General features: G+C 68.9%; 29 protein-coding genes. 21 read left to right on the plus strand and 8 right to left on the minus strand.

What is annotated here, in order from left to right; all coding sequences use genetic code 11:
* Nucleotides 1-5: 5 nt before the first annotated feature.
* The 7 genes from pgsA to pdxS all read left to right on the plus strand — a co-directional run bounded on the left by pgsA (nt 6) and on the right by pdxS (nt 7,744).
* Nucleotides 6-677 carry a phosphatidylinositol phosphate synthase gene (gene pgsA / locus ACWF99_RS07940; protein ID WP_378628300.1) on the plus strand — a complete coding sequence of 224 codons (672 nt, stop codon included), beginning with the start codon at nt 6-8 and terminating at the stop codon, nt 675-677.
* Complete coding sequence (locus ACWF99_RS07945; protein WP_452535443.1) at nt 674-1,597, plus strand: phosphatidylinositol mannoside acyltransferase; 924 nt, start codon at nt 674-676, stop codon at nt 1,595-1,597. The genes pgsA and ACWF99_RS07945 overlap by 4 nt, the downstream gene beginning before the upstream one ends.
* Nucleotides 1,594-2,718, plus strand: coding sequence for a glycosyltransferase family 4 protein (locus ACWF99_RS07950; RefSeq protein WP_378658443.1), 1,125 nt, complete (start codon nt 1,594-1,596; stop codon nt 2,716-2,718). The genes ACWF99_RS07945 and ACWF99_RS07950 overlap by 4 nt, the downstream gene beginning before the upstream one ends.
* Nucleotides 2,718-3,764 (plus strand): NUDIX hydrolase, encoded by a 1,047-nt coding sequence (locus tag ACWF99_RS07955; RefSeq protein WP_378658547.1) that lies wholly within the window; start codon nt 2,718-2,720, stop codon nt 3,762-3,764. The genes ACWF99_RS07950 and ACWF99_RS07955 overlap by 1 nt, the downstream gene beginning before the upstream one ends.
* Nucleotides 3,765-3,962: 198 nt before the next feature.
* Nucleotides 3,963-5,177, plus strand: coding sequence for a winged helix DNA-binding domain-containing protein (locus ACWF99_RS07960; protein WP_452535444.1), 1,215 nt, complete (start codon nt 3,963-3,965; stop codon nt 5,175-5,177).
* Between the two features lie 309 nt (nt 5,178-5,486).
* Entirely contained in the window at nt 5,487-6,671 is a 1,185-nt protein-coding gene (locus ACWF99_RS07965) for a Cmx/CmrA family chloramphenicol efflux MFS transporter (protein WP_452535446.1), read from the plus strand.
* 152 nt (nt 6,672-6,823) lie between these two features.
* On the plus strand, nt 6,824-7,744 hold the full coding sequence (gene pdxS, locus ACWF99_RS07970; RefSeq protein ID WP_056810852.1) for a pyridoxal 5'-phosphate synthase lyase subunit PdxS: 921 nt from the start codon (nt 6,824-6,826) through the stop codon (nt 7,742-7,744).
* A gap of 90 nt (nt 7,745-7,834) precedes the next feature.
* Here pdxS and ACWF99_RS07975 read toward each other — a convergent pair whose 3' ends face one another.
* Nucleotides 7,835-8,662 (minus strand): SDR family NAD(P)-dependent oxidoreductase, encoded by an 828-nt coding sequence (locus tag ACWF99_RS07975; RefSeq protein ID WP_452535448.1) that lies wholly within the window; start codon nt 8,660-8,662, stop codon nt 7,835-7,837.
* Between the two features lie 107 nt (nt 8,663-8,769).
* Between ACWF99_RS07975 and ACWF99_RS07980 the strand changes: the two genes are divergently transcribed.
* Nucleotides 8,770-9,342 carry a TetR/AcrR family transcriptional regulator gene (locus ACWF99_RS07980; RefSeq protein WP_452535450.1) on the plus strand — a complete coding sequence of 191 codons (573 nt, stop codon included), beginning with the start codon at nt 8,770-8,772 and terminating at the stop codon, nt 9,340-9,342.
* Nucleotides 9,343-9,359: 17 nt separating this feature from the next.
* Here the strand turns inward: ACWF99_RS07980 and ACWF99_RS07985 are convergent, their stop codons facing one another.
* Together ACWF99_RS07985 and ACWF99_RS07990 are read right to left on the minus strand one after the other, a co-directional pair.
* Complete coding sequence (locus ACWF99_RS07985) at nt 9,360-9,989, minus strand: response regulator (protein ID WP_378626875.1); 630 nt, start codon at nt 9,987-9,989, stop codon at nt 9,360-9,362.
* Nucleotides 9,990-10,006: 17 nt separating this feature from the next.
* A complete protein-coding gene (locus ACWF99_RS07990) occupies nt 10,007-11,170 on the minus strand; it encodes a sensor histidine kinase (RefSeq protein ID WP_452535452.1) in 1,164 nt (387 codons plus the stop codon).
* A 139-nt stretch (nt 11,171-11,309) separates the two neighbouring features.
* Here ACWF99_RS07990 and ACWF99_RS07995 point away from each other — a divergent pair, with 139 nt between their 5' ends.
* Nucleotides 11,310-11,900 carry a hypothetical protein gene (locus ACWF99_RS07995; protein ID WP_452535454.1) on the plus strand — a complete coding sequence of 197 codons (591 nt, stop codon included), beginning with the start codon at nt 11,310-11,312 and terminating at the stop codon, nt 11,898-11,900.
* Here ACWF99_RS07995 and ACWF99_RS08000 read toward each other — a convergent pair.
* The gene (locus ACWF99_RS08000; protein ID WP_378626879.1) at nt 11,897-12,694 is read right to left on the minus strand and encodes a hypothetical protein; all 798 of its coding nucleotides are present in this window, start codon (nt 12,692-12,694) and stop codon (nt 11,897-11,899) included. The genes ACWF99_RS07995 and ACWF99_RS08000 overlap by 4 nt on opposite strands.
* Before the next feature lie 126 nt (nt 12,695-12,820).
* On the opposite strand from ACWF99_RS08000, the gene ACWF99_RS08005 reads away from it, so the two are divergent.
* From ACWF99_RS08005 to ACWF99_RS08015, 3 genes are all read left to right on the plus strand, one after another.
* Nucleotides 12,821-13,555: a sulfite exporter TauE/SafE family protein gene (locus tag ACWF99_RS08005; protein WP_378626881.1), complete on the plus strand. Its 735-nt coding sequence runs from the start codon at nt 12,821-12,823 to the stop codon at nt 13,553-13,555.
* Between the two features lie 72 nt (nt 13,556-13,627).
* Nucleotides 13,628-14,416, plus strand: a complete 789-nt coding sequence (locus tag ACWF99_RS08010) for an inositol monophosphatase family protein (protein WP_378626883.1) — start codon at nt 13,628-13,630, stop codon at nt 14,414-14,416.
* 176 nt (nt 14,417-14,592) lie between these two features.
* Nucleotides 14,593-15,090, plus strand: coding sequence for a hypothetical protein (locus ACWF99_RS08015; protein ID WP_378626884.1), 498 nt, complete (start codon nt 14,593-14,595; stop codon nt 15,088-15,090).
* Nucleotides 15,091-15,164: 74 nt separating this feature from the next.
* Here ACWF99_RS08015 and ACWF99_RS08020 read toward each other — a convergent pair whose 3' ends face one another.
* On the minus strand, nt 15,165-15,773 hold the full coding sequence (locus ACWF99_RS08020; RefSeq protein ID WP_378626885.1) for a nucleoside/nucleotide kinase family protein: 609 nt from the start codon (nt 15,771-15,773) through the stop codon (nt 15,165-15,167).
* A 79-nt stretch (nt 15,774-15,852) separates the two neighbouring features.
* Here ACWF99_RS08020 and ACWF99_RS08025 point away from each other — a divergent pair, with 79 nt between their 5' ends.
* From ACWF99_RS08025 to ACWF99_RS08035, 3 genes are all read left to right on the plus strand, one after another.
* Nucleotides 15,853-16,674, plus strand: coding sequence for an acyl-CoA thioesterase (locus ACWF99_RS08025; RefSeq protein ID WP_378626887.1), 822 nt, complete (start codon nt 15,853-15,855; stop codon nt 16,672-16,674).
* Nucleotides 16,675-16,718: 44 nt separating this feature from the next.
* Nucleotides 16,719-17,339: a pyridoxal 5'-phosphate synthase glutaminase subunit PdxT gene (pdxT, locus tag ACWF99_RS08030; protein WP_452535457.1), complete on the plus strand. Its 621-nt coding sequence runs from the start codon at nt 16,719-16,721 to the stop codon at nt 17,337-17,339.
* A 92-nt stretch (nt 17,340-17,431) separates the two neighbouring features.
* A complete protein-coding gene (locus ACWF99_RS08035) occupies nt 17,432-18,187 on the plus strand; it encodes a YebC/PmpR family DNA-binding transcriptional regulator (RefSeq protein WP_378626890.1) in 756 nt (251 codons plus the stop codon).
* Between the two features lie 59 nt (nt 18,188-18,246).
* Here ACWF99_RS08035 and ACWF99_RS08040 read toward each other — a convergent pair whose 3' ends face one another.
* Nucleotides 18,247-18,747, minus strand: a complete 501-nt coding sequence (locus ACWF99_RS08040; protein ID WP_452535459.1) for an SRPBCC domain-containing protein — start codon at nt 18,745-18,747, stop codon at nt 18,247-18,249.
* Between the two features lie 91 nt (nt 18,748-18,838).
* Between ACWF99_RS08040 and ACWF99_RS08045 the strand changes: the two genes are divergently transcribed.
* From ACWF99_RS08045 to ACWF99_RS08070, 6 genes are all read left to right on the plus strand, one after another.
* Nucleotides 18,839-19,348 carry an O-acetyl-ADP-ribose deacetylase gene (locus tag ACWF99_RS08045; protein WP_452535461.1) on the plus strand — a complete coding sequence of 170 codons (510 nt, stop codon included), beginning with the start codon at nt 18,839-18,841 and terminating at the stop codon, nt 19,346-19,348.
* A gap of 40 nt (nt 19,349-19,388) precedes the next feature.
* Nucleotides 19,389-19,835 carry an acyl-CoA thioesterase gene (locus ACWF99_RS08050; RefSeq protein WP_378658477.1) on the plus strand — a complete coding sequence of 149 codons (447 nt, stop codon included), beginning with the start codon at nt 19,389-19,391 and terminating at the stop codon, nt 19,833-19,835.
* Between the two features lie 80 nt (nt 19,836-19,915).
* Nucleotides 19,916-20,485 (plus strand): crossover junction endodeoxyribonuclease RuvC, encoded by a 570-nt coding sequence (ruvC, locus tag ACWF99_RS08055; RefSeq protein ID WP_452535955.1) that lies wholly within the window; start codon nt 19,916-19,918, stop codon nt 20,483-20,485.
* Complete coding sequence (gene ruvA / locus ACWF99_RS08060; RefSeq protein ID WP_452535463.1) at nt 20,482-21,081, plus strand: Holliday junction branch migration protein RuvA; 600 nt, start codon at nt 20,482-20,484, stop codon at nt 21,079-21,081. The genes ruvC and ruvA overlap by 4 nt, the downstream gene beginning before the upstream one ends.
* 3 nt (nt 21,082-21,084) lie before the next feature.
* Complete coding sequence (gene ruvB, locus ACWF99_RS08065; RefSeq protein WP_378626900.1) at nt 21,085-22,179, plus strand: Holliday junction branch migration DNA helicase RuvB; 1,095 nt, start codon at nt 21,085-21,087, stop codon at nt 22,177-22,179.
* Between the two features lie 54 nt (nt 22,180-22,233).
* Entirely contained in the window at nt 22,234-22,746 is a 513-nt protein-coding gene (locus tag ACWF99_RS08070; protein WP_378626902.1) for a GtrA family protein, read from the plus strand.
* Nucleotides 22,747-22,879: 133 nt separating this feature from the next.
* Here ACWF99_RS08070 and ACWF99_RS08075 read toward each other — a convergent pair whose 3' ends face one another.
* Complete coding sequence (locus ACWF99_RS08075) at nt 22,880-23,458, minus strand: DivIVA domain-containing protein (RefSeq protein WP_378626903.1); 579 nt, start codon at nt 23,456-23,458, stop codon at nt 22,880-22,882.
* 36 nt (nt 23,459-23,494) lie between these two features.
* Nucleotides 23,495-24,124 (minus strand): TetR/AcrR family transcriptional regulator, encoded by a 630-nt coding sequence (locus ACWF99_RS08080; protein WP_378626905.1) that lies wholly within the window; start codon nt 24,122-24,124, stop codon nt 23,495-23,497.
* Between the last annotated feature and the right edge of the window lie 34 nt (nt 24,125-24,158).

Below are 24,158 nucleotides of genomic sequence, written 5' to 3' on the forward strand. Positions count from 1 at the left end.
AGACCGTGCTCAGCTTCTTCGGCCGCCAGACGTTTGCGAAAGCGACTGCGCCGCTGGGCAAAGCGCTCGTCGGGACGGGGCTCACCCCGGACGCGATGACCCTGATCGGCACCACCGCGACGATCGCCGCCGCGGTGACGCTGTTCCCCTCCGGACACCTGTTCTGGGGAACGATGGTCATCTGGCTGTTCGTCATGTTCGACATGCTCGACGGTGCGATGGCGCGCGCCCGCGGCGGCGGCACGAAGTACGGCGCCGTCCTCGATGCCACCTGTGACCGGGTGGCCGACGGCGCGATCTTCGGCGGGCTCGCCTGGTGGGCCGTCTATCACGAGCACAGCCGGCACCTGTTCGCGCTGACCTTGATCGTGCTGGTCACCTCGCAGGTGATCTCCTACGCCAAGGCGCGGGCCGAGGCCAGTGGCCTGTCCGCCGACGGTGGGCTCATCGAGCGCCCGGACCGTCTGGTCATCGTCCTGGTCGGCGCAGGGCTCACCGGCATCGGCGGGCACTGGGGGCTCGACTGGCTCACCTGGGCCGTGTACGTGGCGATGTGGGTGCTGGCGGTGCTGAGCATCGTGACGGTGTTCCAGCGGGTGCTCGCGGTGCGCAATTCGCCGGGCGCCCGCGTGGTCATTCCGCCGACGCCGCAGCCGGACGCGGGATCCGCCTCGTGAGCCTCACGGATCGGTTCAGCGACTGGGGCTACGCCGCAGGCTGGGGCCTCGTGCGTTCGGCACCGGAAGGGTTGGCGCGCAAGGTCTTCGACCTCGGCGCCGATCGTTCGGTGCGCAGCGGTGGGCCGGAACAGCTGCGCCGCAACCTCGCTCGCGTTCTCGGTGTGCCCGCCGACCAGGTCCCCGGCGACCTGATGCGGGCCAGCATGCGCTCCTACGCCCGCTACTGGCGGGAGGCTTTCCGGCTGCCGTCGATGGACCACACGAAGATCGACTACTACGTCGGTGGTCTGGAGAACGTCGACGCCGCGCTGGAGCAGGGCCGCGGCCTCATTCTGGTGCTGCCGCACTCGGGGAACTGGGACATGGCCGGTGTCTGGTTGGTGCAGCACTACGACAACTTCACCACCGTGGCCGAACGGCTGAAGCCCGAATCGCTGTTCGAGCGGTTCGTGGCCTACCGCGAGAGCCTCGGTTTCGAGGTGTTCCCGCTGACCGGTGGCGAGCAGCCGCCGTTCGCAGCGCTCGCCGAACGCCTGCGCCAGAACCGGATCGTGTGCCTGATGGGCGAACGCGACCTCACCGGCAAGGGCGTGCCCGTCGACTTCTTCGGTGAGCGCACCTGGATGCCCGGCGGTGCCGCCAAACTGGCCATCGAGACCGGCGCCGCGCTGGTTCCCGTCCACGGCTGGTTCACCGTCGACGACGACGGCACCGAAGGCTGGGGGCTGAAAGCCGAACCGGCCCTGGATGTTTCCGGTGGGGTGGCGGCCGCGACACAGGCACTCGCCGACCGGTTCGCCGCCAACATCGCCGAGCACCCGGCCGATTGGCACATGCTGCAACCACTCTGGGAAGGCGATCTGTCGCCCGAACGACTGTCGCGGATCTCTGCGCAGCAGGCGGGAGGGCAGCCGTGAAGATCGGCATGATCTGCCCGTATTCGTTCGACGTCCCCGGCGGCGTGCAGGCCCATGTGGTCGAGCTGGCGCGGGTGTTCATCGAACGCGGGCACAAGGTGAGCGTGCTCGCCCCCGCCTCCGACGACACCCCGCTGCCCGATTTCGTTGTCTCGGCGGGTCGCGCGGTCGCGATTCCCTACAACGGGTCGGTGGCGCGCTTGTCCTTCGGACCCATGGCCTACACCAGGATCCGGCGCTGGATCGACAGCAACGATTTCGACGTGCTGCACATCCACGAGCCCAACGCCCCGAGCCTGTCGATGCTGGCGCTCAAGATCGCCGAGGGCCCGATCGTGGCGACCTTCCACACCTCGACCACGAAGTCGTTGGTACTCAGTACTTTTCAGGGTGTGCTTCGCCCGTATCACGAGAAGATCAGTGGGCGGATCGCCGTGTCCGAGCTGGCCAGGCGCTGGCAGGTCGAGGCGCTCGGATCCGACGCGGTCGAGATCCCCAACGGTGTCGATGTGTCCGCGTTCGCGCGCGGTGAGCCACTCGACGGGTACCCGCGCGCGGGCCGTACCGTGCTGTTCCTCGGTCGCTACGACGAACCGCGCAAGGGCATGGACGTGCTGCTCGGCGCGCTGCCGGCGCTCATCGACCATCATCCCGACGTGGAGATCCTCATCGTCGGGCGCGGTGACGAGGATCGGTTGCGCCGTGAAGCCGGCGAGCACGCGGGGCATCTGCGCTTCCTCGGGCAGGTCTCCGACGAGGAGAAAGCCGCCGCGCTGCGCAGCGCCGACGTGTACGTCGCGCCGAACCTCGGTGGCGAGAGCTTCGGGATCATCCTGATCGAGGCGATGGCGGCGGGCACCCCGGTGGTCGCGAGCGAACTCGACGCCTTCCGTCGCGTGTTGCGTGACGGGACCGCGGGCATGCTCACCCCGATCGGTGACTCCGACGCGCTGGCCACCGCCATCGACACGCTCCTCACCGACGACGAGACGCGGATGCGTCTGGTCAGCACCGCGACCCAGGTGGTCGCGGGCTACGACTGGCCGGTCGTGGCCGAACAGATTTTGCGGGTGTACGAGACCGTCACCGTCGGCGACAACCGCGTCCGGGCCGCCGGATGATCACCTTCTCCGCGACCACCGTCCTCGTTCTCGGGCTGATCGCCCTGCTCGTCCTCGCCCTCGGCGTGTGGGCCTACTCCACGGCGAACCGGCTCGACCGGCTGCACGTGCGCTCCGATCAGTCCTGGCAGGCACTCGATGCCGCGCTCGCCCGCCGGGCGGTGGTGGCTCGTGCGGTGGCGATGTCGGAGGCCGGTCCGGTGAGTACCGACCCGCGCCGGGCCGAACGGGCCACCCAGCTCGCCACACTCGCCGATCGGGCCGAACGCGCCGATCGCGGTGACCGGGAGACGATCGAGAACCAGCTCTCCGCCGCGCTGTCCCTCGTCGACATCGACCACCTGCGACCGCAGCTGGTGGCCGAACTCGCCGACGCCGAGGCTCGCGTGCTGATCGCACGCCGCTTCCACAACGACGCGGTGCGCGACACCCTGGCCCTGCGCACCCGCAGGCCGGTCCGCATCCTGCACCTCGGTGGCACGGCGCCGCTGCCGCACTATTTCGAGATCACCGAACGCGCGACACCCGCCGCCGCCACCGGCCTCACCGTGCACACCACCCGCACCTCCGCCCGGGTGATGCTGCTCGACGAGCACAACCGCGTGCTGCTGCTGCGCGGCCACGACCCGATGATCCCTGAGGTGGCCTTCTGGTTCACCGTCGGCGGCGGCGTCGAACCGGGGGAGAACCTGCGCGATGCCGCGGTTCGCGAGATCTACGAGGAAACCGGGCAGCGTGTGGATCCCGCCGCGCTGCGCGGCCCACTGTGGCGCCGGGTCGCGGTGTTCCCGTTCAACGGCGAGCTGATCCGCTCCGAGGAACTGTTCTTCACCCTGCGTTCGCCGGGCTTCGAATGGCGCCCGGCCGACCTGACCGCCCTGGAACGCCGCACCATCACCGACCACCGCTGGTGCTCCGCCGACGACATCCGCGCACTCGACGACGCGGGCGAGGCCGTCTACCCGTACCACCTCGACGAACTCCTCACCGAGGCCGTTTCCGCAGCCGAAGACGACACCCAGCACGTGGTCCGCTCGATCCGCTGAGGCCGGCGCGGGACGACCCTGGCATGGCCCGGCCGAACGGTCGGCGCAGTGGAGGCCGACACCCGGCCCACAGGGCTCGGCCGATTCGTCGACGCGCGGCCGAGGACGACACCCGAAACGGGCTCGCTCGATATGTTCAGGTGCTAGGCGCGGCATCCTTGGACGACGCTGTGCGCGGCGACGATCGGGAGGTGATCCGTGGCGGCTCGGGAGCATTCGGTCAGCATCGGAACCGCTGAGGTCATCGGGTTTCGATTGCACGCGAACACTCTGCTCTCCCGGCGACCGATCGGCGATCTGCTCGACGTGGCCGGCGCGTGCGCGGTGCAGAACAGCCCGCCGGGCTCGGCGCTGCTCGCGCTGGCGGCCCGCGTCGACGGTGTGACCGGTGACCACGTCGATCACCTTGTCGCACAGGACAAGGCGTTGTTGCAGACCTGGTGCATGCGCGGGTCGCCGTTCTTCTTCCCGACCGCCGACGCACCGGTCTTCACCACCGGCGTGCTGCCGACGACCGAGGCGGCGCGATTGCGGCTGATCGGCGGCGTCGGTCCGGCGCTCGACACCCTCGGGATAGGTCTGGACGAGGTGGTGGAGCGCACCGTCGCGCAGATCGGGCCGGTGCTGTCGCAGCGTGCGACGGCGATCGGCGAACTCGGCGCAGAACTGGCCAGCCGCATCGCGGACACACTGACCGCTGCCCAGCGCACAGCATGGCAGTCGCCAGGTCCGTATGGCGCGAACCAACCACTGGGGGAGGCGGTCGTGCACTTCTGCCTGCGGATCCTGACACTGCGCGGCATCGTGTGCCTCGCACCGCGCACCGGCAACACCGCACCGTTCGTCCTGCTCGCGGAATGGCTCGACGGCCCGCTGCCGGATACCGATCCCGCGGCGGATCGCGCCACCCTGCTGCGCCGCTATCTGCGGTGCTACGGACCGTCGTCCCGCGGTGAATTCGCGACCTGGCTCGGCGTGCGAGCCGGTGACGTGGATCCGTGGTGGGACACCGTGGCGGACGAACTCACTCCGGTCGACTACGACGGGCGGCGCCGGTGGATCCACACCGAGGACCTGGAAGAGCTCCGGTCAGCGCACGAGGCATCCGGTGTCCGGCTGCTGCCACCCGGCGATCCCTACACGCAGACCCGGGATCGCGACACCATCGTCGATCCGAAATATCGACGCGCGGTGTGGAAGACGGTCGGCGCACCGGGCGTGGTGCTCGCCGACGGCGCCGTCGCCGGAATCTGGCGCCCACGCAAGAGTGGGCGCACGCTGACACTGACCGTCACACCGTTCCAGTCGATGAGCTCGCGGCTACGCGCACTGCTGCGCGAGGAAGCGGCGCCCGTGGCGACGTTGCGCGGCGCCACCGAGGTCGACGTGCGATTCGACGATCCCGCAAGCTGATCGACAGTCTTTCCGTCTTTCGGCATCCCCGCCGACTGTCGAGAAAACGGGTTGACTCCGGCGCCGTCGCCTCGCATAGGGTGGGCGGGTGAATTCTCCGGAGGCGTCCAGAAGGTAGCCGTCCGGCCTGCGGGGCCGGGCGGCGTTGTGGGTCCAGCATCATCGGTCCGCGGACCGATGCGATGTGTCGTTCGCAACGCCGGATGATCGTCGATTCCTCGCGGCCGGGCCATGATTCGCTCGATGCCGCCTCATCTCGGACACCGCGTGCGACGCGCGGCGTCCCGGTATCCGGAGAGTTGATCAATCATGCCCATCGAGGTTTTCGTGCTGGCTGCCGCGGTTTTCGCGCAGGGCACATCGGAATTCATGATGTCGGGGTTGCTGGCGCGGACCGCCGCCGACTTCGGCGTCTCGCTCGGCACCGTGGGGCTGCTGACCTCGGTGTACGCGGTCGGCATGGTGCTGGGCGCGCCGACGATGGCGGCCACCATGGGTCGGTGGCCGCTACGGCGTTCGGCGACAACATTTCTCGCGCTCTTCTGCGTCACCCATATCGTCGGCGCGCTGACCACCGATTTCGCGGTGCTGGTGACTACCCGGGCGGTCGCCGCGGTCGCGAACGCCGGATTCCTGGCGCTCGTGCTGGCGGCCCTGCCTCGGCTGGTCGGGCCCGCGCTGGTCGGTCGCGCGACCTCGATCACCGTGTCGGGGGTGACGGTGGCCTGCATCGCGGGCGTACCGGCGGGGACACTGCTCGGGCAGCTGTGGGGTTGGCGATCGGCCTTCTGGGCCGTCGCGGTGGTGAGTGCGGTGGTCCTCGTCCCGGTGGCGTCGATGGTGCCGCGCGACGGTGCGGAAGTCGGCGCCTCGGATCGGTCGATGCGGTCCGAGTGGGCGGTGCTCGGGGTGCGCACGGTGCGGTCGGGGGTGATCGTCGGAGTTCTGGTCAATGCCGCGACGTTCGCCGCGTTCACCTACCTCGGCACCGTCGCCGCCGGGATCGCGGGCGCGACCAGCGTCTGGGTCCCGCTGGTGCTGGCGTTGTTCGGCCTCGGCTCCTTCGCCGGGGTGACGCTCACCGGTCGGTACAGCGACCGCCACGGCCGTTCCATCATCACCGTGGGCACAGCCGGACTGGTCGGCGCGTGGACGCTGGCCGCGCTCACCGCGCACACGATGGCGGGGTTCGCGGCCATGACGTTGCTCACGGGCGCGGCCGCGTTCGGCGTCGGATCCGCGGTGATCGCGACCATCGTGCGGACCGCCGCACCCGCCGCGCCTCGGCTCGCCGGAGCGCTGGCCACGACCGCGCTCAATATCGGCGCGGTGCTCGGTCCGGTCGTCGCCGGCGTGGCCGTCGATCGCGCGCAAACCCCGGTCGCGGCGCTGTGGTGCGCTGCCGGGGCGGCGGCCGTCGCGGCGGCGATCGTGCTGGTCGACCGGGCACGGCGCGCGCCTGTGGCGGACGCGGTCGCACCCGTGGCACGGTGAATGCCAGGCCATCGGACAAGGCCAGCGGTGAGCGGCGAACGCATCGCCGCTGGTCGTGACAAGGCCAGTGGTGCTCAACTGGCTATGAAGGCCGATTTCGGGCAGCTCTAGAATCGACGGTGAACCGAATCCGAGCGACTTGATTGGCGCCCATGACACAGGAGACATTCGTGACTACGCCTGAGACCACCAACACCGTCGGCACCGCCCGCGTGAAGCGCGGCATGGCCGAGATGCTCAAGGGTGGCGTGATCATGGATGTGGTCAACGCCGAGCAGGCCAAGATCGCCGAAGACGCCGGCGCCGTGGCCGTGATGGCGCTCGAGCGGGTGCCCGCCGACATCCGCGCCCAGGGCGGCGTGTCCCGGATGAGCGACCCGGACATGATCGACGGCATCATCGCCGCGGTCTCCATCCCGGTCATGGCCAAGGCCCGCATCGGCCACTTCGTCGAGGCGCAGATCCTGCAGAGCCTGGGCGTGGACTACATCGACGAGTCCGAGGTGCTCACCCCCGCCGACTACGCCAACCACATCGACAAGTGGAACTACACCGTCCCGTTCGTCTGTGGCGCCACCAACCTGGGCGAGGCCCTGCGCCGCATCACCGAGGGCGCGGCCATGATCCGCTCCAAGGGCGAGGCCGGCACCGGTGACGTGTCCAACGCGACCACCCACATGCGTACCATCCGCGGCGAGATCCGTCGGCTGACCTCGCTGTCCGAGGACGAGCTGTTCGTGGCCGCCAAGGAACTGCAGGCCCCGTACGAGCTGGTTCGTGAGGTCGCGCAGACCGGCAAGCTCCCGGTCGTGATGTTCACCGCCGGCGGCATCGCCACCCCCGCCGACGCCGCCATGATGATGCAGCTCGGCGCCGAAGGCGTGTTCGTCGGCTCGGGCATCTTCAAGTCCGGCAACCCCGAACAGCGCGCCGCCGCCATCGTCAAGGCCACCACCTTCTACGACGACCCGGACGTGCTGGCCAAGGTCTCGCGCGGCCTGGGCGAAGCCATGGTCGGCATCAACGTCGAAGAGATCCCGCAGCCGCACCGTCTGGCCGAGCGCGGCTGGTGATCGTGGGCCCGATATCGTTCGGGCACTGAAACATTCGCCTCGGCGGGCGTCGTGATCGCGACGCCCGCCGAGGCTTTGTCGTGCGGCGACTCAGCGCTGGACGAGCTCGCTGGTCAGGGTGTCGAGGCGGATCGCGTTGTTCGGGTCGAAGTCCTTGCGCGTGAGGGGGAGCCGGGTTCGGCGCCGGAAAGCGGTCACCGGATCAGCGGGTGGCTCGTCGAGGAGCTGGGCGATCGGCGGGACCGCTTGATCGACCGATCGGCCGAAGACGAGTCCGGCGGCCTTGGTCAGTATCCGCTGGGGTGTGGGCAGTGGGTCGGCCATCGCGGTCCGCACCATCATCGGGTTGTAGAGCACGTAGCGGGTGCGGGTGTTCGGGTGGCGGTGCGGGAAGGCGACGCCGAGCAGGTCGTTGGCGCGTGAGGCCTGCATGGCGGCGCGCGTGCCGGTGTAGCCCTCGCGCAGGGTCAGGTCGTCCCAGTGGATGCGGCCGGGAAAGCCGCCGGGGCCACAGATGTTCATGATGACCGGGGTATCCGCGCGTTCCAGCGCATCGGCGAGACCGTGTCCGAGGACGAATCGGCTCAGGTAGTGCAGCGCGAAGGTGAACTCGGCGCCGTCCTCGGTGACCTCGCGCCGCGGTCGGAAGCGCTGGGCGCCGAAGACGAGACCGTCGACGGTGTCGGCCAGCGCGGTGACCCGGGCAAGGGTGTCCCGCATTCCCGTCAGGGTGCTCAGATCGGCTCGCAGGAACACCGCGCGCTCGCCCGCGCCGAGCGCGGCGGCCTCGCGGCGGAACGCCTCGCCTTTCGTCGCGCCGCTGGCGATCGCGATCACCCGGTCGCCGCGTCGCAGAAAATGTAGGCCGAGCCCTTTGCCCATGCCGTCGGTGCCGCCGGTGATGACATACGTGCGCATCGAATCCCGTTCTCCTCGAATCACTCTGGACTGTGTCATCGGCCGATATGTCGAGGCTAGAAACGAACGCGGCACCAAGTCAACATCTGATGACTTAGCATGACTTCATGGAACCGAAAGCCGAACCCCGTCGCCGCGATCGTGCGGCCACCCGTGCCGCGCTGCTCGACGCCGCGCGAATCCGCTTCGCGGCGCAGGGTTTCGACGGCACGGGACTGCGCGAGATCGCCGCCGAGGTCGGGGTCGATCCCGCCTTGGTATCGCGCTACTTCGGTTCCAAGAAGGGGCTCTACGCCGAGGCGATGCACCTGGAGATCCCCACCGGAGTGGCCGCCGATCCGCACCGCCCGGTCGTCAGCATCGCCGATGCCCTGCTCCACGATGTGGTGTACCAGGACTGGTCGCGCTACGGCGGCGAACACCCGCTCCTGGCCATGCTCCGATCGGCCGGCCACGACGATGTGCGCGATCAATTGCGCGCCCAGCTCTGCGACGGTTACCTGCGTGAATTCGCCGACCGGCTCGGCGGACCCGACGCGGAACTACGCGCGGAGCTGATCGGCGCCCTGCTGATCGGCCTCGGCGTGCTGCGCTCGGTGATCGGCACGCCCGCCGTGAGCGCGGCGCCGTTCGACCGCACCCGGGTGCTCACCGCGCGCATGGTGAACGCCCTGACCTGAACCCGGCCGTGGGCATCTCAGAGGATGCCCTGCTCGTGTGCGTAGATGGCGGCTTGGGTGCGGTCCCGCACGCCGAGGCGGTTCAGGATGCTCGAGATGTGGTTCTTGACGGTGCCCTCGCTGAGGTAGAGGGACCGCGCGATCTCGCGGTTGGCGGCGCCGGTGGCGAGCAGGCGCAGGACCTCGGTTTCGCGACCGGTGAGCTCGACGGTGGGGCGTGGTGTGCGGGATCGGACCATGGCGGCCAGGCGCGCGGTGACGGCGGCGGAGTACTGGTCGACGCCCGCGTGCGCGAGGCGGATCGCCTGGGCGAGTTCGGCGGCGGGGAGATCTTTGAGCAGGTATCCGGAGGCGCCCGCGCGCAGGGCCGCGACGATGTAGCCGTCGTCGTCGAAGGTGGTGAGCATCAGCACCGTCGCCCGGCCGCGCAAGAGGCCGGCTGCCTCGACGCCGTCCATTCCGGGCATCCGCACGTCCATCAGGACCACATCAGGTGTCAGCGCGGCGGTCGATTCGACTGCCTCGGCGCCACTTTCGGCCGTGCCCACTACGTCGATACCGGGCTGCAAGGCGAGCAGTGCGGCGATCCCTTCGCGGACGAGACGTTCATCGTCGGCGATCAGCACGCGGACCTTCGGCGCCGGCATCCCCGCATGGTGCCGGGTCATCGCGCAACCACCGGGATCGTGACGAGCAGACGAGTTCCCCGGGAGGTGGAGGTGATTCGTACCTCGCCGCCGACCAGATCGAGGCGCTCACGCATTCCGGTGAGCCCCTGCCCCTCGGCCGTGCCCGGCGCGAAACCTGTTCCGTTGTCGGCGATGTCGAGGACGCCGGTGGTCGGCGTCAGGTCGACCCGGACCGCCACGGCGGTGGCGCCGGCATGGCGGCGCGCGTTGGTGAGCGCTTCCTGCGCGGCTAGATACAGGGCGAGGCGCACGGGTTCGCCGACGGCGTCCTCGGTGCCGGTGAGGTCGAGAGCCACGGCGAAGCCCGGGTCGTCGAGTCGGGCCGCGAGCGCGCGCAGCGAGCAGCCGAGCGTGAACCGGGTGTCGTCGGCGCGCAGCGTGCCCACCGCGCGACGGACCTCGTCGAGGGCCAGGCGCGCGGAACGACGTCCTTCGGCCAGCGCCCGGTCTGCGGTGTCGGTGTCCACCGTTCGGTACGCGGCCGATTTCTCGAGCTGGATCGCGACGACCACGAGATGGTGGCCGACGCTGTCGTGGATATCGCGGGCCACCCGGGTTCGCTCGGCGACGGTGGCGAGGGTGACCGCCTGGTCCGCGTACTCGCGCAGTCTGGCGTGCGCGTCGGACAGCTCGGTGAGCAGCGTTTCGGCACGGCGCCGCCCGGTCTCCTCGCGTTCGGCGATCACCGCGATCGCGAGGGCGAACACGATGCCGATCGCGAACATCAGCAGATCGGACAGCGCTTCGGGATCATGGCGCAGCGCAGGCCGTCCGAGGACAAGGGCTCCGGCCAGCAGCAGACCGCCACCGGCGAGTGTGTAGGCGACCCGGTGTCCGACGGTGAAATAGGCGGTGAGCGGGAGCAGGACGAACAGAACCTTCGCATTGCCACTGCTGTCCAGTGCGGTGATCACGGCGTACACGGCCGCGCGGACGACCAGGCCTGCGAGGGCGACGGCCCGGGTGGCAGGTCCACGCCATTCGGCGATCTCCAGCGCGCCCGCCACGAGGAGCGCGCCGGCGAAAGCGCACAACCGGACGGGGTCCACAGGCGCGGTCGAGGCGACAGCGAGTCCGGCGATCAGCACCGAGGCGTAGAGGAAGCACGCCACCCAGGTCAGTGCGTGCGGTCGATGCATCGGCTGAGCCTATGGCCGTGTTCCGCACACGACCAGGGCTGCGCGGCGAATGTAGCCGAAAGTCATGGGTCGCCCGGCACTTACCGCCGTGACCACCGGATTTCTACCGTCGAACTCGACATCGAGAAGGGATTTCGACATGGACACACGAGCACTACTGCGACTGGGTAGCCTCGCAGGATTCCTCTGCGGCGCGGCGATCGCCGCGGCGGGGGCGACCGAGCTGATCGCTGACGGCAAGACACCACTGACCCAGGTTCTCAACGGGACGGCCGTCCCCTTCGGCATCGGTTTGCTGGTGGCGTTGTACTCGCTGCTGCACCAGCGCCTCGGCCGCTTCGGAGCACTCGGCTTCGTCGTCCAGTTTCTCGGCTTCGGCTTTTTCGCCGGTGTCGCCTTCGCCAGGAATTTCGTCCTGGTGTACCTGGACAAGCCCGTCGTGGACGAACTACTCACCAGCCCAGCCAAATCCGCGTTCCTGCTCACCGGGTTCCTCGCGCTGACCGGAACGCTGCTGTTCGGCTCGGCGTTGATCGGCAGCCGCGCCGTGCCGGTCGCGGCCGCGACCCTCTACACAGCGGGTCTGTCCGTGCTGTGCCTGACCTTCCTGCTGCCGACGCCGCTGGTCCGTGCGGGGCACATCGCGGCCGGGGTGGGCATCGGGTGGCTGGCCTGGTGGGTGTGGTCGAACGTCACCGCGAGACAGTCGGCTCCCGTACTCGCCGGCTAGGGCTGACCCGCCGCGCCTTCGGTATCGGCGGTGAGGGCGTCGGCGAAGTTCTCGGCGTAGCCGAGGATGAGCTGGCGCTGGGTGGGGAGCAGGACGGCCAGTTCGTGCCAGGCGATGGCGGTGGGGGAGCCGTACAGATGGGTCAGGTCGGTGACCAGGGCCGCTGCCTGTTCGGGAGTGGGAGCGGTGGGCCGGGCGAAGGCGAGCAGGGAAGCGCCGATGGCGATGTGGCGATAGCCGTGGGTGGCCATGCGGCGGATGACGGTGTGGTTGTCGTAGGTGCTCCAGTCGTCGGCGAAGTACCCGTTGGGAATGCCCGCGATGGCGAGGTCGTCCCGATCCACCGGGACACGCTGGATCAGCACGACGTCGTCGACCACACGGTCGGGGGAACGGTTGGCGGCGACGAGCGCGGCGAGTTCGTCCTCGGACGCGTTGCGGGTGTCGCGCAGCGCGTCCCACGGAACGCGGGCGGACGGGTTGTCCAGCAGCGCGGCGATGCGCGAGACCGTGGCGTTCTCGGCGTGGTGGGTGGCGGCGGGGTCGTCCGGGTCGTCGTGGACGACCCCGTCCTCGCCTTCGATGAGCCCGAGCGTGGCGTGCATGCTCGTGTACGCGCACTGGCCGAGATCGTCGAGCGTGCAGAGGATCCTGGCATCGGGATGATCCATGCGGACCAGCTCTAACGCGTCGAGCAGTTGGGCGAAGGTGGTGACGTCGTCGAGGCGGGCAACGGTGTTGGAGTCCAGCCGGTTACGTCGAACGGGTGGTTCGCCCGGCTCGAAAGTCGTCATCTGCACTCCGACATCCTGGCACGGCCTTCGGCGCGTCGGAGTGATCCCGGCGCAGGTGGGCGATGTGGGCTCGGTATCGGTTGGCCCAGGAATTGCTGCCAACTGGGCATACCGTACAGTCGGTCCGTGACCGCGCTCGACTTCTCCTTGCTGGTCGTCGCGGGATTCTTCACCGGCTTGATCGGTTTCGTCACCGGGATGGCCTCGATCGTCTCCTATCCGGCGCTGCTGGCCGCCGGTCTGCCGCCCGTCGCGGCCAACGTCACCAACACGGTCGCCATGGTCGCCGTCGGTGTCGGGGCGACCGCGAATTCCGGACGTGAACTCGTCGGCAGAGGACCCACGCTGGTGCGCTGGGCGGTGCTGGCGGCCGTGGGCGGGCTGCTCGGCGCGCTCGCGCTGCTGGTCGCCCCGGACGGTGCGTTCGAGGTGGTCGTGCCGTTTCTGGTGGCGATGGCGTCGATCGCGCTGCTGGTGCAACCTCTGGTGCGCCACCATATCGGCGAGCTCAGCGCGCCCTGGATCGTCCCGGTCGGCATCCTGCTCACCTCCGTGTACGGCGGGTATTTCGGCGCGGGCGCGGGCGTGATCTACCTGTCGATGATGATGCTGTGCACCGCCGAATCCATCTGGAGCGCGTCGATTCTCAAGAGCTTTCTGCTCGGTATCGCGAACCTGGTCGCCGCGGTCGGGTTCGCGGCCTTCGGACCGGTGCACTGGGGTGCGGCGCTGGCCCTCGGCGCCGGTGCGCTGGCAGGTGGCTGGTGTGGTCCGCCGGTGGTGAAAGTGATTCCGCCGAGTGCGCTGCGGGTGGCGGTCGGCATCGGTGGACTCGGGCTCGCCGTGTATCTGGCTCAGTAGCGGCACCGGCGTGTTCGCTGCGGACCGCTCGTTCGCCTGCCGGGCCGCGACACGGTCCGTAGCCTGGAGACGGTGCACCACTCAGATAGTGAAATCGCAATCCACGCAACAGAAGTCGCTTCGGCGGTGATCCGGTCTGCCTTCCACGCTCCGCTCACTCGCTACGCCAAACAAGGCGACGATTTCGCCACGCAGGCCGATATCGCGGCCGAGAAAGCCATCCTCGACGTCCTCGCGACCGAATGTCCGGGCGACCGGTTCGTCGCCGAGGAATCGGGCGTCACCGGCTCTGCCCGCAGCGATCGGACGTGGTTTGTCGATCCACTCTGTGGCACCAGGAATTTCGCTGTCGATACCGCGTTCGTGGCGGTCAATGTCGCGCTGCGCGACGGCGACGCCGTGACAGTGGCGGCGACCGCCGACCCGTTCGCCGACGAAGTGTTCTGGACGGCGGGGCAGGGCGCGTTCCTGCGCACCGAGGGCCGCGACGAGCCGTTGCGCCCGCACTCGGGAAGCCATCTCGTCGATGTCGACCTCGACCACCCGTTCCCCTGGTCGACCCCGGCGCGGCTCTTCGACGCCGAAGGCTTTGCGGGAGAATTCCATCCGCGGGTCTTATCGACCTCGTTAGCCCTGGTCTGGGTGGCGGCCGGGCGTCGCGCCGCCTACATCACCGGTGGCGATCTGCGCGACAGCGTGCATTTCAGCAGCGCGATCGCGGTATGTCAGGCGGCGGGCTGCGTGGTCACCGGTCTCGCCGGGCAACCGCTGCACACCGCGCCACACGGGCTCATCGCGGCAGCGGACGCGCCGACCCATGCGCGGCTGGTCGAGGCGGTGGCGGGGCTGCGCGCCGGGTGACGCTGGGGTGCATCACAATCGGGCGCATCTCACAGACCCCGATTGTCTGTGTCTCAGAGTTTCCTCAACATCACTGGGTAGCGTCCTCGCCGTGGCATCGAGGCCTGCGCTGTGTGGCGCCGGTCCTCCGCCGTCGCCCAGAGGGCGAGATTCCGACCCGACGTAAGGACGAGTGGATGAAGTTTCGTAGGACCGGACGAGTCGCGATCGCAGGATTGGCTGTGGTCGCCGCGCTCGGCCTGAGTGCGTGCAGTGACGACAAGGGCGACAAGCCCGCGCCCAAGACCACCACCAGTGCCAAGGCTCAGGGTTCGGCAACCGCGGACCTGCCGGCGGTGCCGACGGTCGAACAGCTCAACGCGCAGCTCACCACCGCGCTGGATCCGGCGGTCCCCAACGACCAGAAGCTGGACTTCGTCCAGGGCATCGAGGCCGACCCCGAGCTGCCGAACCGCCTGGCCCAGGCCGTCCAGGACAACAACGTCCAGGTCCAGGTCACCGAGGTGACCTCCTTCGGTGACAGTGTCAACGCCAAGGCCAACTTCACCGTCAACGGCCAGACCAATGTCGTCGACGTGCCGTTCGTGGCGGAAGAGGGCAAGTGGAAGGTCCAGAAGTCGTGGGCCTGCGGCATGCTGACCAACCTGGGTCAGACCTCGGTCGCCTGCGCCTGATCGTCGTCGCTCGAGCCCCGTCCGTCTGTCGGACGGGGCTTTCGCGTTTCCGGACCGCGCCGGTTCCCGTCCCGTCAGCGGCGCAGTGCCGCCCGATCGGGGTGATCCCAGCGAACGGTCCAGGTCGCTTCCTCGGGATTGTCGGCAGTGTGATCGCGCACAGCGGGCAGCGTCCATCGCTGCTCGGCGGGTGTACGCCGTAGCGCCGCCTGCTCACTCAATTCCAGGCGGATCGCGAGATCGAAATCCAGACCGCGACCGAGCAGCATCGGCCCCGCGAGCACCAGCACCAGATCGGCCTGCGCGGACCGAATCGCCGCTCGCGCCGACCTGTCGCGCGCCTCGTCCCACAGCGCGGGCAACCAGCGCCCTTCGGTGCGGAGAACGTCGAGGATCTCGCGGCGCATCGCCTCGTAGTCGAACCATGCTGTGCGATAGGACCATTCGTCATCGTGCCCGTATTCCATGCGTAGCGACGCGGGTCGCACGTAGTCGTGCACCGACACCACTGCCGCCGATCGCCCCCGGTCGGTGAGCGTCTCGACGATCCGGCGGCCCAGTTCCACCGGCGCGGCCGCATCGGCGCCGTCGACCGCGAGCACCCGCCGCCCCGGCAGCTCGACGAGCCGGTCGGCGACGAGCCGGGCGAGGGCGGCGGGGGAGGTGGGAGTGAACGTCGGCACCGGACCATCTCAGCAAATTCCGGGCCGCTGTGCAGAGCCGGACATACCGCCCGGTCGGCAAGGCGATAATCTCGAGCGCATGGCGACAATCGAAGAGGCGCTCGCGATCGAGCGGCTGGAGCGCGACATCTTCCGCGGTGCTTCCACGGAGTCCCAGCTACCGCGCACCTTCGGCGGTCAGGTGGCCGGGCAGGCACTGGTCTCGGCGGTCCGTACCGTCGACCCCAGTTTCCAGGTGCATTCCCTGCACGGCTACTTCCTGCGACCGGGCAATCCGGAGGAACCCACCGTCTACCTGGTGGAACGCATCCGCGACGGCCGGTCGTTCTGCACGCGGCGGGTCACCGGCGTGCAGGACGGGCAGGCGATATTCACGATGTCGGCCTCGTTCCATCACGGTGACGAAGGGCCCGAACACCAGGACGTGATGCCCTCGGTCGAAGGTCCCGACGACCTGCCCGATGCCAGCGTGACCATGACCCCCGAGCGGTTGTGGGCCATGCGTGAATGGGAGCACTGGGACATCCGCACGGTCCCGCAGGAGCAGGTCGTCGCCCGCGACGGCGCCGTCTCCCCACAGCAGGTGTGGTTCCGGTACCGGCACCCGCTGCCCGACGACCCGATGTTCCACGTCTGCACGCTGGCCTACATGAGCGATATGACGCTGCTCGGCTCGTCGAAGGTGATCCACCCCGACGAACCGACCCAGAACGCGTCACTCGACCACGCCATGTGGTTCCTGCGCCCGTTCCGTGCCGACGAATGGCTGCTCTACGACCAGTCCTCACCCTCGGCCGGTTTCGGTCGCGCGCTGACCGGCGGCAAGATCTGGGACCGCGAGGGCAACCTGGTCGCCGCTGTCGTCCAGGAAGGTCTGATCCGCACACCGCGCCAGAAGTGAGCGTGAGCGGGCACACATCGGGCGCGCTCGTAAGCTCAACGGCTGTGAACGCAACCTCGACCCCCGCCCGGCCGACCATCGGTGTCCTCGCGCTGCAGGGTGACGTGCGCGAACACGTTGCCGCACTGGAGCACTGCGGCGCCGATCCGGTGCTGGTGCGGCGCGAGTCGGAGCTGGCGGCGGTCGACGGGCTGGTGCTGCCCGGTGGCGAGTCGACCGCGATCTCCAAGCTGTTGCAGGCGTTCGACCTGCTGGAACCGTTGCGGGCGCGGCTGCGCGACGGGCTGCCCGCGTTCGGGTCCTGCGCGGGCATGATCCTGCTCGCCTCGGAGGTCCTCGACACCAGGGCCGACGCCCAGCACCTGTCCGGCATCGATATGACGGTGCGGCGCAACGCGTTCGGTCGGCAGGTCGATTCCTTCGAGACCGATCTGGACTTCACCGGCCTCGACACGCCCGTGCGCGCGGTGTTCATTCGCGCGCCGTGGGTGGAGCGGGTAGGCGACGGCGTCGAGGTGCTGGCGCGGGTGCCGCACGGCCCCGCCGAGGGCCGCATCGTGGCTGCCAGGCAGGGCAACGTGGTGGCGACCTCGTTCCATCCCGAGGTGACCGGCGATCTCCGGGTGCACGAACTGTTCGTCGACCTGGTTCGCGCGGCGCGATAAAGCCCGCGTCGGCGGGCGTGGCGGACGGTGAGTAGGCTGGATCGAGCTTGTCCGCCCGGGCAGACGCGCAACCGACTTGAAGGAAGTAGGGCATGAGCGGCCACTCCAAATGGGCCACCACCAAGCACAAGAAGGCGGGAATCGACGCCAAGCGCGGCAAACTCTTCGCCAAGCTGATCAAGAACATCGAGGTGGCGGCCCGCACTGGTGGTAGTGACCCTGCGGGCAATCCGACGCTGTTCGACGCCATCCAGAAGGCGAAGAAGACATCGGTCCCCAACGACAACATCGAGCGCGCCCGCAAGCGCGGCGGTGGTGAAGAGGCCGGCGGCGCCGACTGGCAGACGATCATGTACGAGGGCTACGGGCCCAACGGTGTGGCCGTGCTGATCGAGTGCCTCACCGACAACCGCAACCGCGCCGCGGGCGAGGTCCGGCTGGCGATGACCCGCAACGGCGGCAACATGGCCGACCCGGGTTCGGTGTCGTACCTGTTCGCCCGCAAGGGCGTGGTGACGCTCGAGAAGAACGGCCTGTCCGAGGACGACGTCCTCGAGACGGTGCTCGACGCGGGCGCCGAAGACGTCAACGACCACGGCGACGTCTTCGAGATCATCTCCGAGCCCGGCGATCTGGTCGCGGTGCGTTCGGCCCTGCAAGCCGCGAACATCGACTACGACTCCGCCGAGTCCGGTTTCCAGGCGTCGGTGTCGGTCGCGGTCGACGCCGAGGGTGCCCGCAAGGTACTCAAGCTGGTCGACGCGCTCGAAGACAGCGACGATGTGCAGAACGTGTACACCAACGTCGACATCTCCGACGAGGTCGCCGCGGAACTCGACGACGAGTAGATCGTTTTCCGTCGAACCCGCCCCGGCCGTGAATTCGGCCGGGGCGGTTCACGTTTCGGCTAGGACGCCCGCTGCTGGTAGTAGCCCGACATCGACGGGTAGTAGTCGGCGAAATCCGGTCGTTCGGTGTGCGTGCAAGCCGCGACGAACATGTCCGCGTAGTACTCCCACCCCGGACCGATCTGCGGGATCTCCGCCAGCTGATATTCCGACGTCAGATGGTGGACCAGGCGCAGTTCGGTGGCCGCGCCGGTGTCGAGCAACGTCACCTCGAGCCGCCACAGGCCGATCTGGTCGGTCGAGGAGACGCCGAGGTGGATCGGTGGGGTGCAGTCGTCGATGCGCATCGCCGACCACGGTTCATCCTCCTCGAACCGCATCTGCACCCGGATGGTGTTGCCGGTCCCCGCCTCGCCCTCCCAGGTGCCGTACCACCCCGAGGTCAGATGCGGATCGGTCAACCGTGCCCACACCTCCTCGATCGGCAACCCCAGCGACCTGGTGATCACCAGGTCTCGCCCGTCGGGCGTCGCGACGATGTCACCGGTGGGTATGGCCATGCGTGGTTCTCCTCGCCTCGGACGGACCGACCATGCCTGCTCACTCGACCGTACCCGTGGACGAGGTCGACGCCCCGGCACAATGAGGATCATGACGCGAATCGAGACGGTCCGGGGCGACATCACCGAGCAGCAGGTGGACGCGGTGGTCAACGCCGCGAACTCCTCGCTGCTCGGCGGCGGTGGCGTCGACGGGGCGATCCACCGCAAGGGCGGTCCGCAGATCCTGTCGGAATGTCGCGACCTGCGCGCCTCGCACTACGGCAAAGGCCTGCGTACCGGCCAGGCGGTGGCGACCACCGCGGGCCTGCTCCCCGCCCGCTGGGTGATCCACACGGTCGGCCCCGTGTGGTCGGCCACCGAGGACCGCTCCGAGCTGCTCGCCTCCTGCTATCGCGAATCCCTGCGCGTGGCCGACGAATTGGGAGCGGCGACCGTCGCGTTCCCGGCGATCTCCACCGGCATCTTCGGCTGGCCGATGGATGACGGCGCGCGGATCGCCGTCGAGACGGTCCGCGCGGCCGAGACCCGCGTGACACAGGTGCGGTTCGTGCTGTTCGACGATCCTGCCCTGGAGGTCTTCACCACCGCGCTCGGATAGCGGCGACAAGGTGTCGGACCCCGGTGGCACACTCGCGGGCATGGCGGAAACCACTGTGCCGTTTCGGGTTCGGATCCCGATTCGGGTGTCCGATCTCGACCCGCAACTGCACGTCACCGGTTCGGCGTATCAGCAGTTCGCCGATCACGCGCGGTTCGCGTGCGTGACCGAGGCGGGGGTCTCGGTGCCGGACTTCCTCGCGGCGGGGGTGGGGCCGGTCAATCTCGAGCTGAACGTTCGCTATCTGCGGGAGTTGCGCGCGAACGACACGGTCGAGGTCGACTGCCGGTGGGAGTGGGGGCAGGGCAAGACTTATCGGGTGGAACACACACTCACCAGGGACGACGGTGCGGTCGCCGCGACGGTGTCCTATGTGAGCGGCCTGCTCGACCTGCGTACGCGCAAGCTGGTCGCGGATCCGGCCCGGGTCTGGGCCGAGCACGCCGGTGATCCGGCACTGCTCGGGCTCCCGTCGCGACCGGTGTGAGGGTCGTGTCGCTGGTCGGCCGGAACGCGGGGATGCTCTAGACTTTCGAACAACTGTTCGTGTCTTCGAAGGGGTGGCCGGTGCGGGTGATGGGCGTCGATCCGGGGCTTACCCGGTGCGGGCTCAGCATGGTGGACAGCGGACCGGGCCGGAAGGTGGTCGCCCTCGACGTGGGGGTGGTGCAGACCCCGCCCGACGCCGAGCTGGCGTTGCGGTTGATGGCCGTCGCGGATGCCGCCGAGGAGTGGATGGATACGCATCGGCCCGAAGCTGTCGCGATCGAGCGGGTGTTCGCCCAGCACAATGTGCGGACCGCGATGGGCACAGCGCAGGCCGGTGGGGTGATCGCGCTGGCCGCGGCGCGGCGCGGGATCCGGGTGGCGTTCCATACGCCCAGTGAGGTGAAAGCGGCCGTCACCGGCAACGGTGCGGCGGACAAAGCACAGGTCACCGCGATGGTGACGCGGATTCTCGGATTGCAGGTCGCGCCGAAACCGGCCGATGCCGCCGACGCGCTCGCACTAGCGATCTGTCATTGTTGGCGGGCGCCGCTGATGGACCGGATGGCGGCCGCGCAGGCACAGGCGGACGAGGTCCGCCGCCGCTACGAACAACGGCTCGCCGAACAACGGAAGGTGGTGCGCGGGTGATCGCGTCGGTACGCGGGGAGGTACTCGAGATCGCGCTCGATCACGTGGTGATCGAAGCCGCGGGTGTCGGGTATCGCCTCAACGCCACCCCTGCCACACTCGCCGGGCTCACCCGCGGCGAGCAGACCCGCCTCTACACGGCGATGATCGTGCGCGAGGACTCGATGACCCTGTTCGGGTTCGCCGACACCGAAGCGCGCGAACTGTTCGGGCTGCTGCAGACCGTCTCCGGCGTCGGCCCCCGCCTGGCGATGGCGGTGCTCGCCGTGCTCGAACCCGAAGCACTGCGAAAGGCGTTGGCCGAGAGCAACGTCGCCGCGCTGACCAGGGTACCCGGCATCGGCAAACGCGGCGCCGAGCGGATGGTCGTCGAACTGCGCGACAAGGTGAACCAGGTGGCCGTTCCCACCGGTCCGCCCGGTGCGGAAATGCCGAGTACCCCGGTGCGCGAACAGGTTTCCGAAGCGCTCGTCGGCCTCGGGTTTCCGGCCAAGCAGGCCGAACAGGCCGTCGACGCCGTCCTCGCCGACCAACCCACCGCCACCACCTCGGTGGCGTTGCGCGCGGCGCTCGGCCTGCTCGGCAAGAACAGGTAGACCGTGGACGAAGACTTCGACACCTTCGCCGAGACCGACGAATCCGACCTCACCGCCCGGTATCTCAGCACCGACGGCGAAGCCGAAACCGGCCTGCGTCCCACCTCGCTCGACGAGTTCATCGGCCAGCCCCGCGTGCGTGAACAGCTGGCGCTGGTCCTGCGTGGTGCGCGTCAGCGCGGCGCCACCCCCGACCATGTCCTGCTGTCGGGACCACCCGGCCTCGGCAAGACCAGCATGGCGATGATCATCGCCGGCGAACTCGGCACCGCCCTGCGCATCACCTCGGGCCCCGCGCTGGAACGCGCGGGCGATCTCGCCGCCATGCTCTCCAACCTGGTCGAGGGCGACGTCCTGTTCATCGACGAGATCCACCGCATGGCCCGCCCGGCCGAGGAGATGCTGTATCTGGCGATGGAGGACTTCCGCGTCGACGTGGTCGTCGGCAAAGGCCCCGGCGCGACCTCGATTCCACTCGATATCGCCCCGTTCACCCTGGTCGGCGCCACCACCCGCTCGGGCGCGCTCACGGGTCCGCTGCGTGATCGCTTCGGTTTCACCGGGCACATGGACTTCTACGACCCTGCCGAGCTGTTGCAGATCCTCACCCGCTCGGCCCGGATTCTCGGGGTGCAGATCGACCACGACGCCGCCGCCGAGGTCGCCGGACGCTCACGGGGCACGCCACGTATCGCCAACCGGCTGCTGCGCCGGGTTCGCGACTACGCCGAGGTCAGGGCGGACGGCATCATCACCCACCCCATCGCGATGGCGGCGCTCGAGGTCTACGACGTCGACGCGCTCGGCCTCGACCGGCTCGACCGTGCCGTCCTCGGTGCGCTCGTGCGTGGATTCGGTGGGGGACCGGTGGGTGTATCGACCCTGGCCGTCGCCGTCGGCGAGGAAGCGGCCACCGTGGAAGAGGTCTGCGAACCCTTCCTGGTCCGCGCCGGACTCGTCGCCCGCACACCCCGCGGCCGGGTGGCGACCGCGGGCGCCTGGGAACATCTCGGTCTGGTGCCGCCGCCCGACCTGGTCATCGGTGCCATCGAAGTGCGTGGACGCGAACCGCAACCGAGCGCCGACCGCTTCGACTGAGATAGCGCGCCTCCGGGCGGGCATCGCGCCGCAACGTCGTCTACTGTCGATTCGGTGGCAGTCCTAGAGGTGGTGCAACGACTCCCCGAGCCGTTGCGTTCCCTGCTCTTGAAGCATCGGGAACTCCTGAAATTCGCCGTGGTCGGTGCGATCACCTGGTTCATCGACACGGGCGTTGTGTACGCGGTGAAACTGACGGTGCTCGGCGACAAGCCGCTCACCGCGCGCCTGCTCGGGGCGCTGATCGCGACGATCGCCTCCTACATCCTCAACCGCGAGTGGTCGTTCAACGCCCGCGGCGGCCGGCAGCGCAGTCACGAAGCGGCCCTGTTCTTCGCGGTCAGCGCCCTGGGCATCGTGGTCACCATGATCCCGCAGGCGCTGTCGCTCTACGCGCTGAATCTGCGTGTGCCGCACGTGGATCCGACGGTTCAGATGGTCGCCAACTTCATCTCGGGACAGATCCTCGGCGTCCTGCTGGCCATGGCGTTCCGCTTCTGGGCCTTCCGCCGCTACGTGTTCCCCGACGACCTGCGCGAAGCCGAACTACACAGCATCCAAGGGTAGGAACCGGCGCAGCCGCGGATGGCGGTTTTCGGCCGCCTTGATCTGGACTGACCGAAGGGTGCGACGAAGGAGTGCCCGTAGGGAGGGAAGATCAAGGTTCCCAGGCCGAAAACCAGCGGCGCCAGCCGCAAAATTATTGTCGGCGCTCGGGGTGTTCCAGCGCGGTGATCACCAGGTCGATGAAGGCGTCGACTTCTTCGCGGGCGTAGCCGCGGGTACCGAGGCGGGTGTCGGTGAAGCGGACGCCGCGCACATCGGCGGTGGTGAGGCTGCCGGGGCCGTTGTGGGCCAGGGTCGCCGCGACCAGGTCGAGGAAGGCGTCGACCTCTTCCTCGTGGTAGCCGCGCCTGCCGACGGCGGACTGGGTGAACCGCATGCGGTGCACATCGTCGGGCGTGAGCATCTCGGCGACATCGTCGCCCGCGCGCGCTGCCGGAACGGGGGCGCCGCCCTTCTGGCGATGTTCGAGCTCGGTGCGCACCCGGTCGAGGAAATCGTCGACCTGATCGGCCTGATAGCCGCGACCGCCGAAGCGCGGGGCGCCGAAGTGCACGTGGCGGATGTCGTCGGCGGTGAGCGCGCCCTGCCCGTCGAGGGTGGCCGAAACCCGTTCCAGGAAGGCGTCGACCTCGTCTGCGTGGTAGCCGCGATGCCCCAGGGTTGGCATGGCGAAGTGGGTGCGGCTCACATCGTCGGGCGTCACAGCGGTCATTGTCTCAGGATTGCCCTTCTATCCCACGGCTTTTCGTTATCGGGCAGCGGCGCGCACGCCATCGATGAACAGCCGCCGCACGGCGTGACTGTACACCGACATCGATGCCGGATCAGGGGTTCGCATCCCCGCGACCAGCCCGGCGACGATCATGCCGAGTGCCGCCTTGGCGGTATTGGCGGTATCGATATCGGCGCGCAGGTAGCCGACGCGCACACCGTGATCGAGGTAGCGCGTCATGAGGATCTCGGTGGCGTCGACGAGGCCGTACACCCGGTCGGTGAGCTCGTCGTCGATGCCGGTGGCGTGGAACAGCAACAGGTGCGCGGTGCGCGGATCGTCGAGCAGGACGCGGTTGAGTGAATCGCTGAGCCGGTCGATCAGCGCGGCGTATTCCTCGATGGTGGCGGCGCTCTCGGGCTCCATGTCGTTGTCGAGCGTGCCGAAGATGCGCCCGCTCACCTCGTCGATGACATGGTCGATGATGTCGCGCTTGTTCGCGAAGTAGCGGTAGAAGGTGCCGTGTCCGATGCCCAGACGCGTGGCGATATCGGCGATTCCGGTGGCGTGATAGCCCTTCTCGGCGAAGCAGTCGAACGCGGTATCGATGATCTCCCTGCGCAATTCGGCTTTGCGCTGGTCGATTCGCGAGGGTGGCTTCGTCACCTTGACGATGTTACATTCGCTGTAATCAGAATGA

This window comes from Nocardia sp. NPDC055002 (genome assembly GCF_053608825.1).

What these genes read in the sequence shown, in the direction of transcription:
- ACWF99_RS07965 (WP_452535446.1), top strand. Translation starts at nt 5,487, where the DNA reads ATGCCCATCGAGGTTTTCGTGCTGGCTGCCGCGGTTTTCGCGCAGGGC.
- pdxS (WP_056810852.1), top strand. Translation starts at nt 6,824, where the DNA reads ATGACACAGGAGACATTCGTGACTACGCCTGAGACCACCAACACCGTC.
- ACWF99_RS07975 (WP_452535448.1), bottom strand. Translation starts at nt 8,662, where the DNA reads ATGCGCACGTATGTCATCACCGGCGGCACCGACGGCATGGGCAAAGGG.
- ACWF99_RS07980 (WP_452535450.1), top strand. Translation starts at nt 8,770, where the DNA reads ATGGAACCGAAAGCCGAACCCCGTCGCCGCGATCGTGCGGCCACCCGT.
- ACWF99_RS07985 (WP_378626875.1), bottom strand. Translation starts at nt 9,989, where the DNA reads ATGCCGGCGCCGAAGGTCCGCGTGCTGATCGCCGACGATGAACGTCTC.
- ACWF99_RS07990 (WP_452535452.1), bottom strand. Translation starts at nt 11,170, where the DNA reads ATGCATCGACCGCACGCACTGACCTGGGTGGCGTGCTTCCTCTACGCC.
- ACWF99_RS07995 (WP_452535454.1), top strand. Translation starts at nt 11,310, where the DNA reads ATGGACACACGAGCACTACTGCGACTGGGTAGCCTCGCAGGATTCCTC.
- ACWF99_RS08000 (WP_378626879.1), bottom strand. Translation starts at nt 12,694, where the DNA reads ATGACGACTTTCGAGCCGGGCGAACCACCCGTTCGACGTAACCGGCTG.
- ACWF99_RS08015 (WP_378626884.1), top strand. Translation starts at nt 14,593, where the DNA reads ATGAAGTTTCGTAGGACCGGACGAGTCGCGATCGCAGGATTGGCTGTG.
- ACWF99_RS08025 (WP_378626887.1), top strand. Translation starts at nt 15,853, where the DNA reads ATGGCGACAATCGAAGAGGCGCTCGCGATCGAGCGGCTGGAGCGCGAC.
- ACWF99_RS08035 (WP_378626890.1), top strand. Translation starts at nt 17,432, where the DNA reads ATGAGCGGCCACTCCAAATGGGCCACCACCAAGCACAAGAAGGCGGGA.
- ACWF99_RS08040 (WP_452535459.1), bottom strand. Translation starts at nt 18,747, where the DNA reads ATGGCCATACCCACCGGTGACATCGTCGCGACGCCCGACGGGCGAGAC.
- ACWF99_RS08045 (WP_452535461.1), top strand. Translation starts at nt 18,839, where the DNA reads ATGACGCGAATCGAGACGGTCCGGGGCGACATCACCGAGCAGCAGGTG.
- ACWF99_RS08050 (WP_378658477.1), top strand. Translation starts at nt 19,389, where the DNA reads ATGGCGGAAACCACTGTGCCGTTTCGGGTTCGGATCCCGATTCGGGTG.
- ACWF99_RS08075 (WP_378626903.1), bottom strand. Translation starts at nt 23,458, where the DNA reads ATGACCGCTGTGACGCCCGACGATGTGAGCCGCACCCACTTCGCCATG.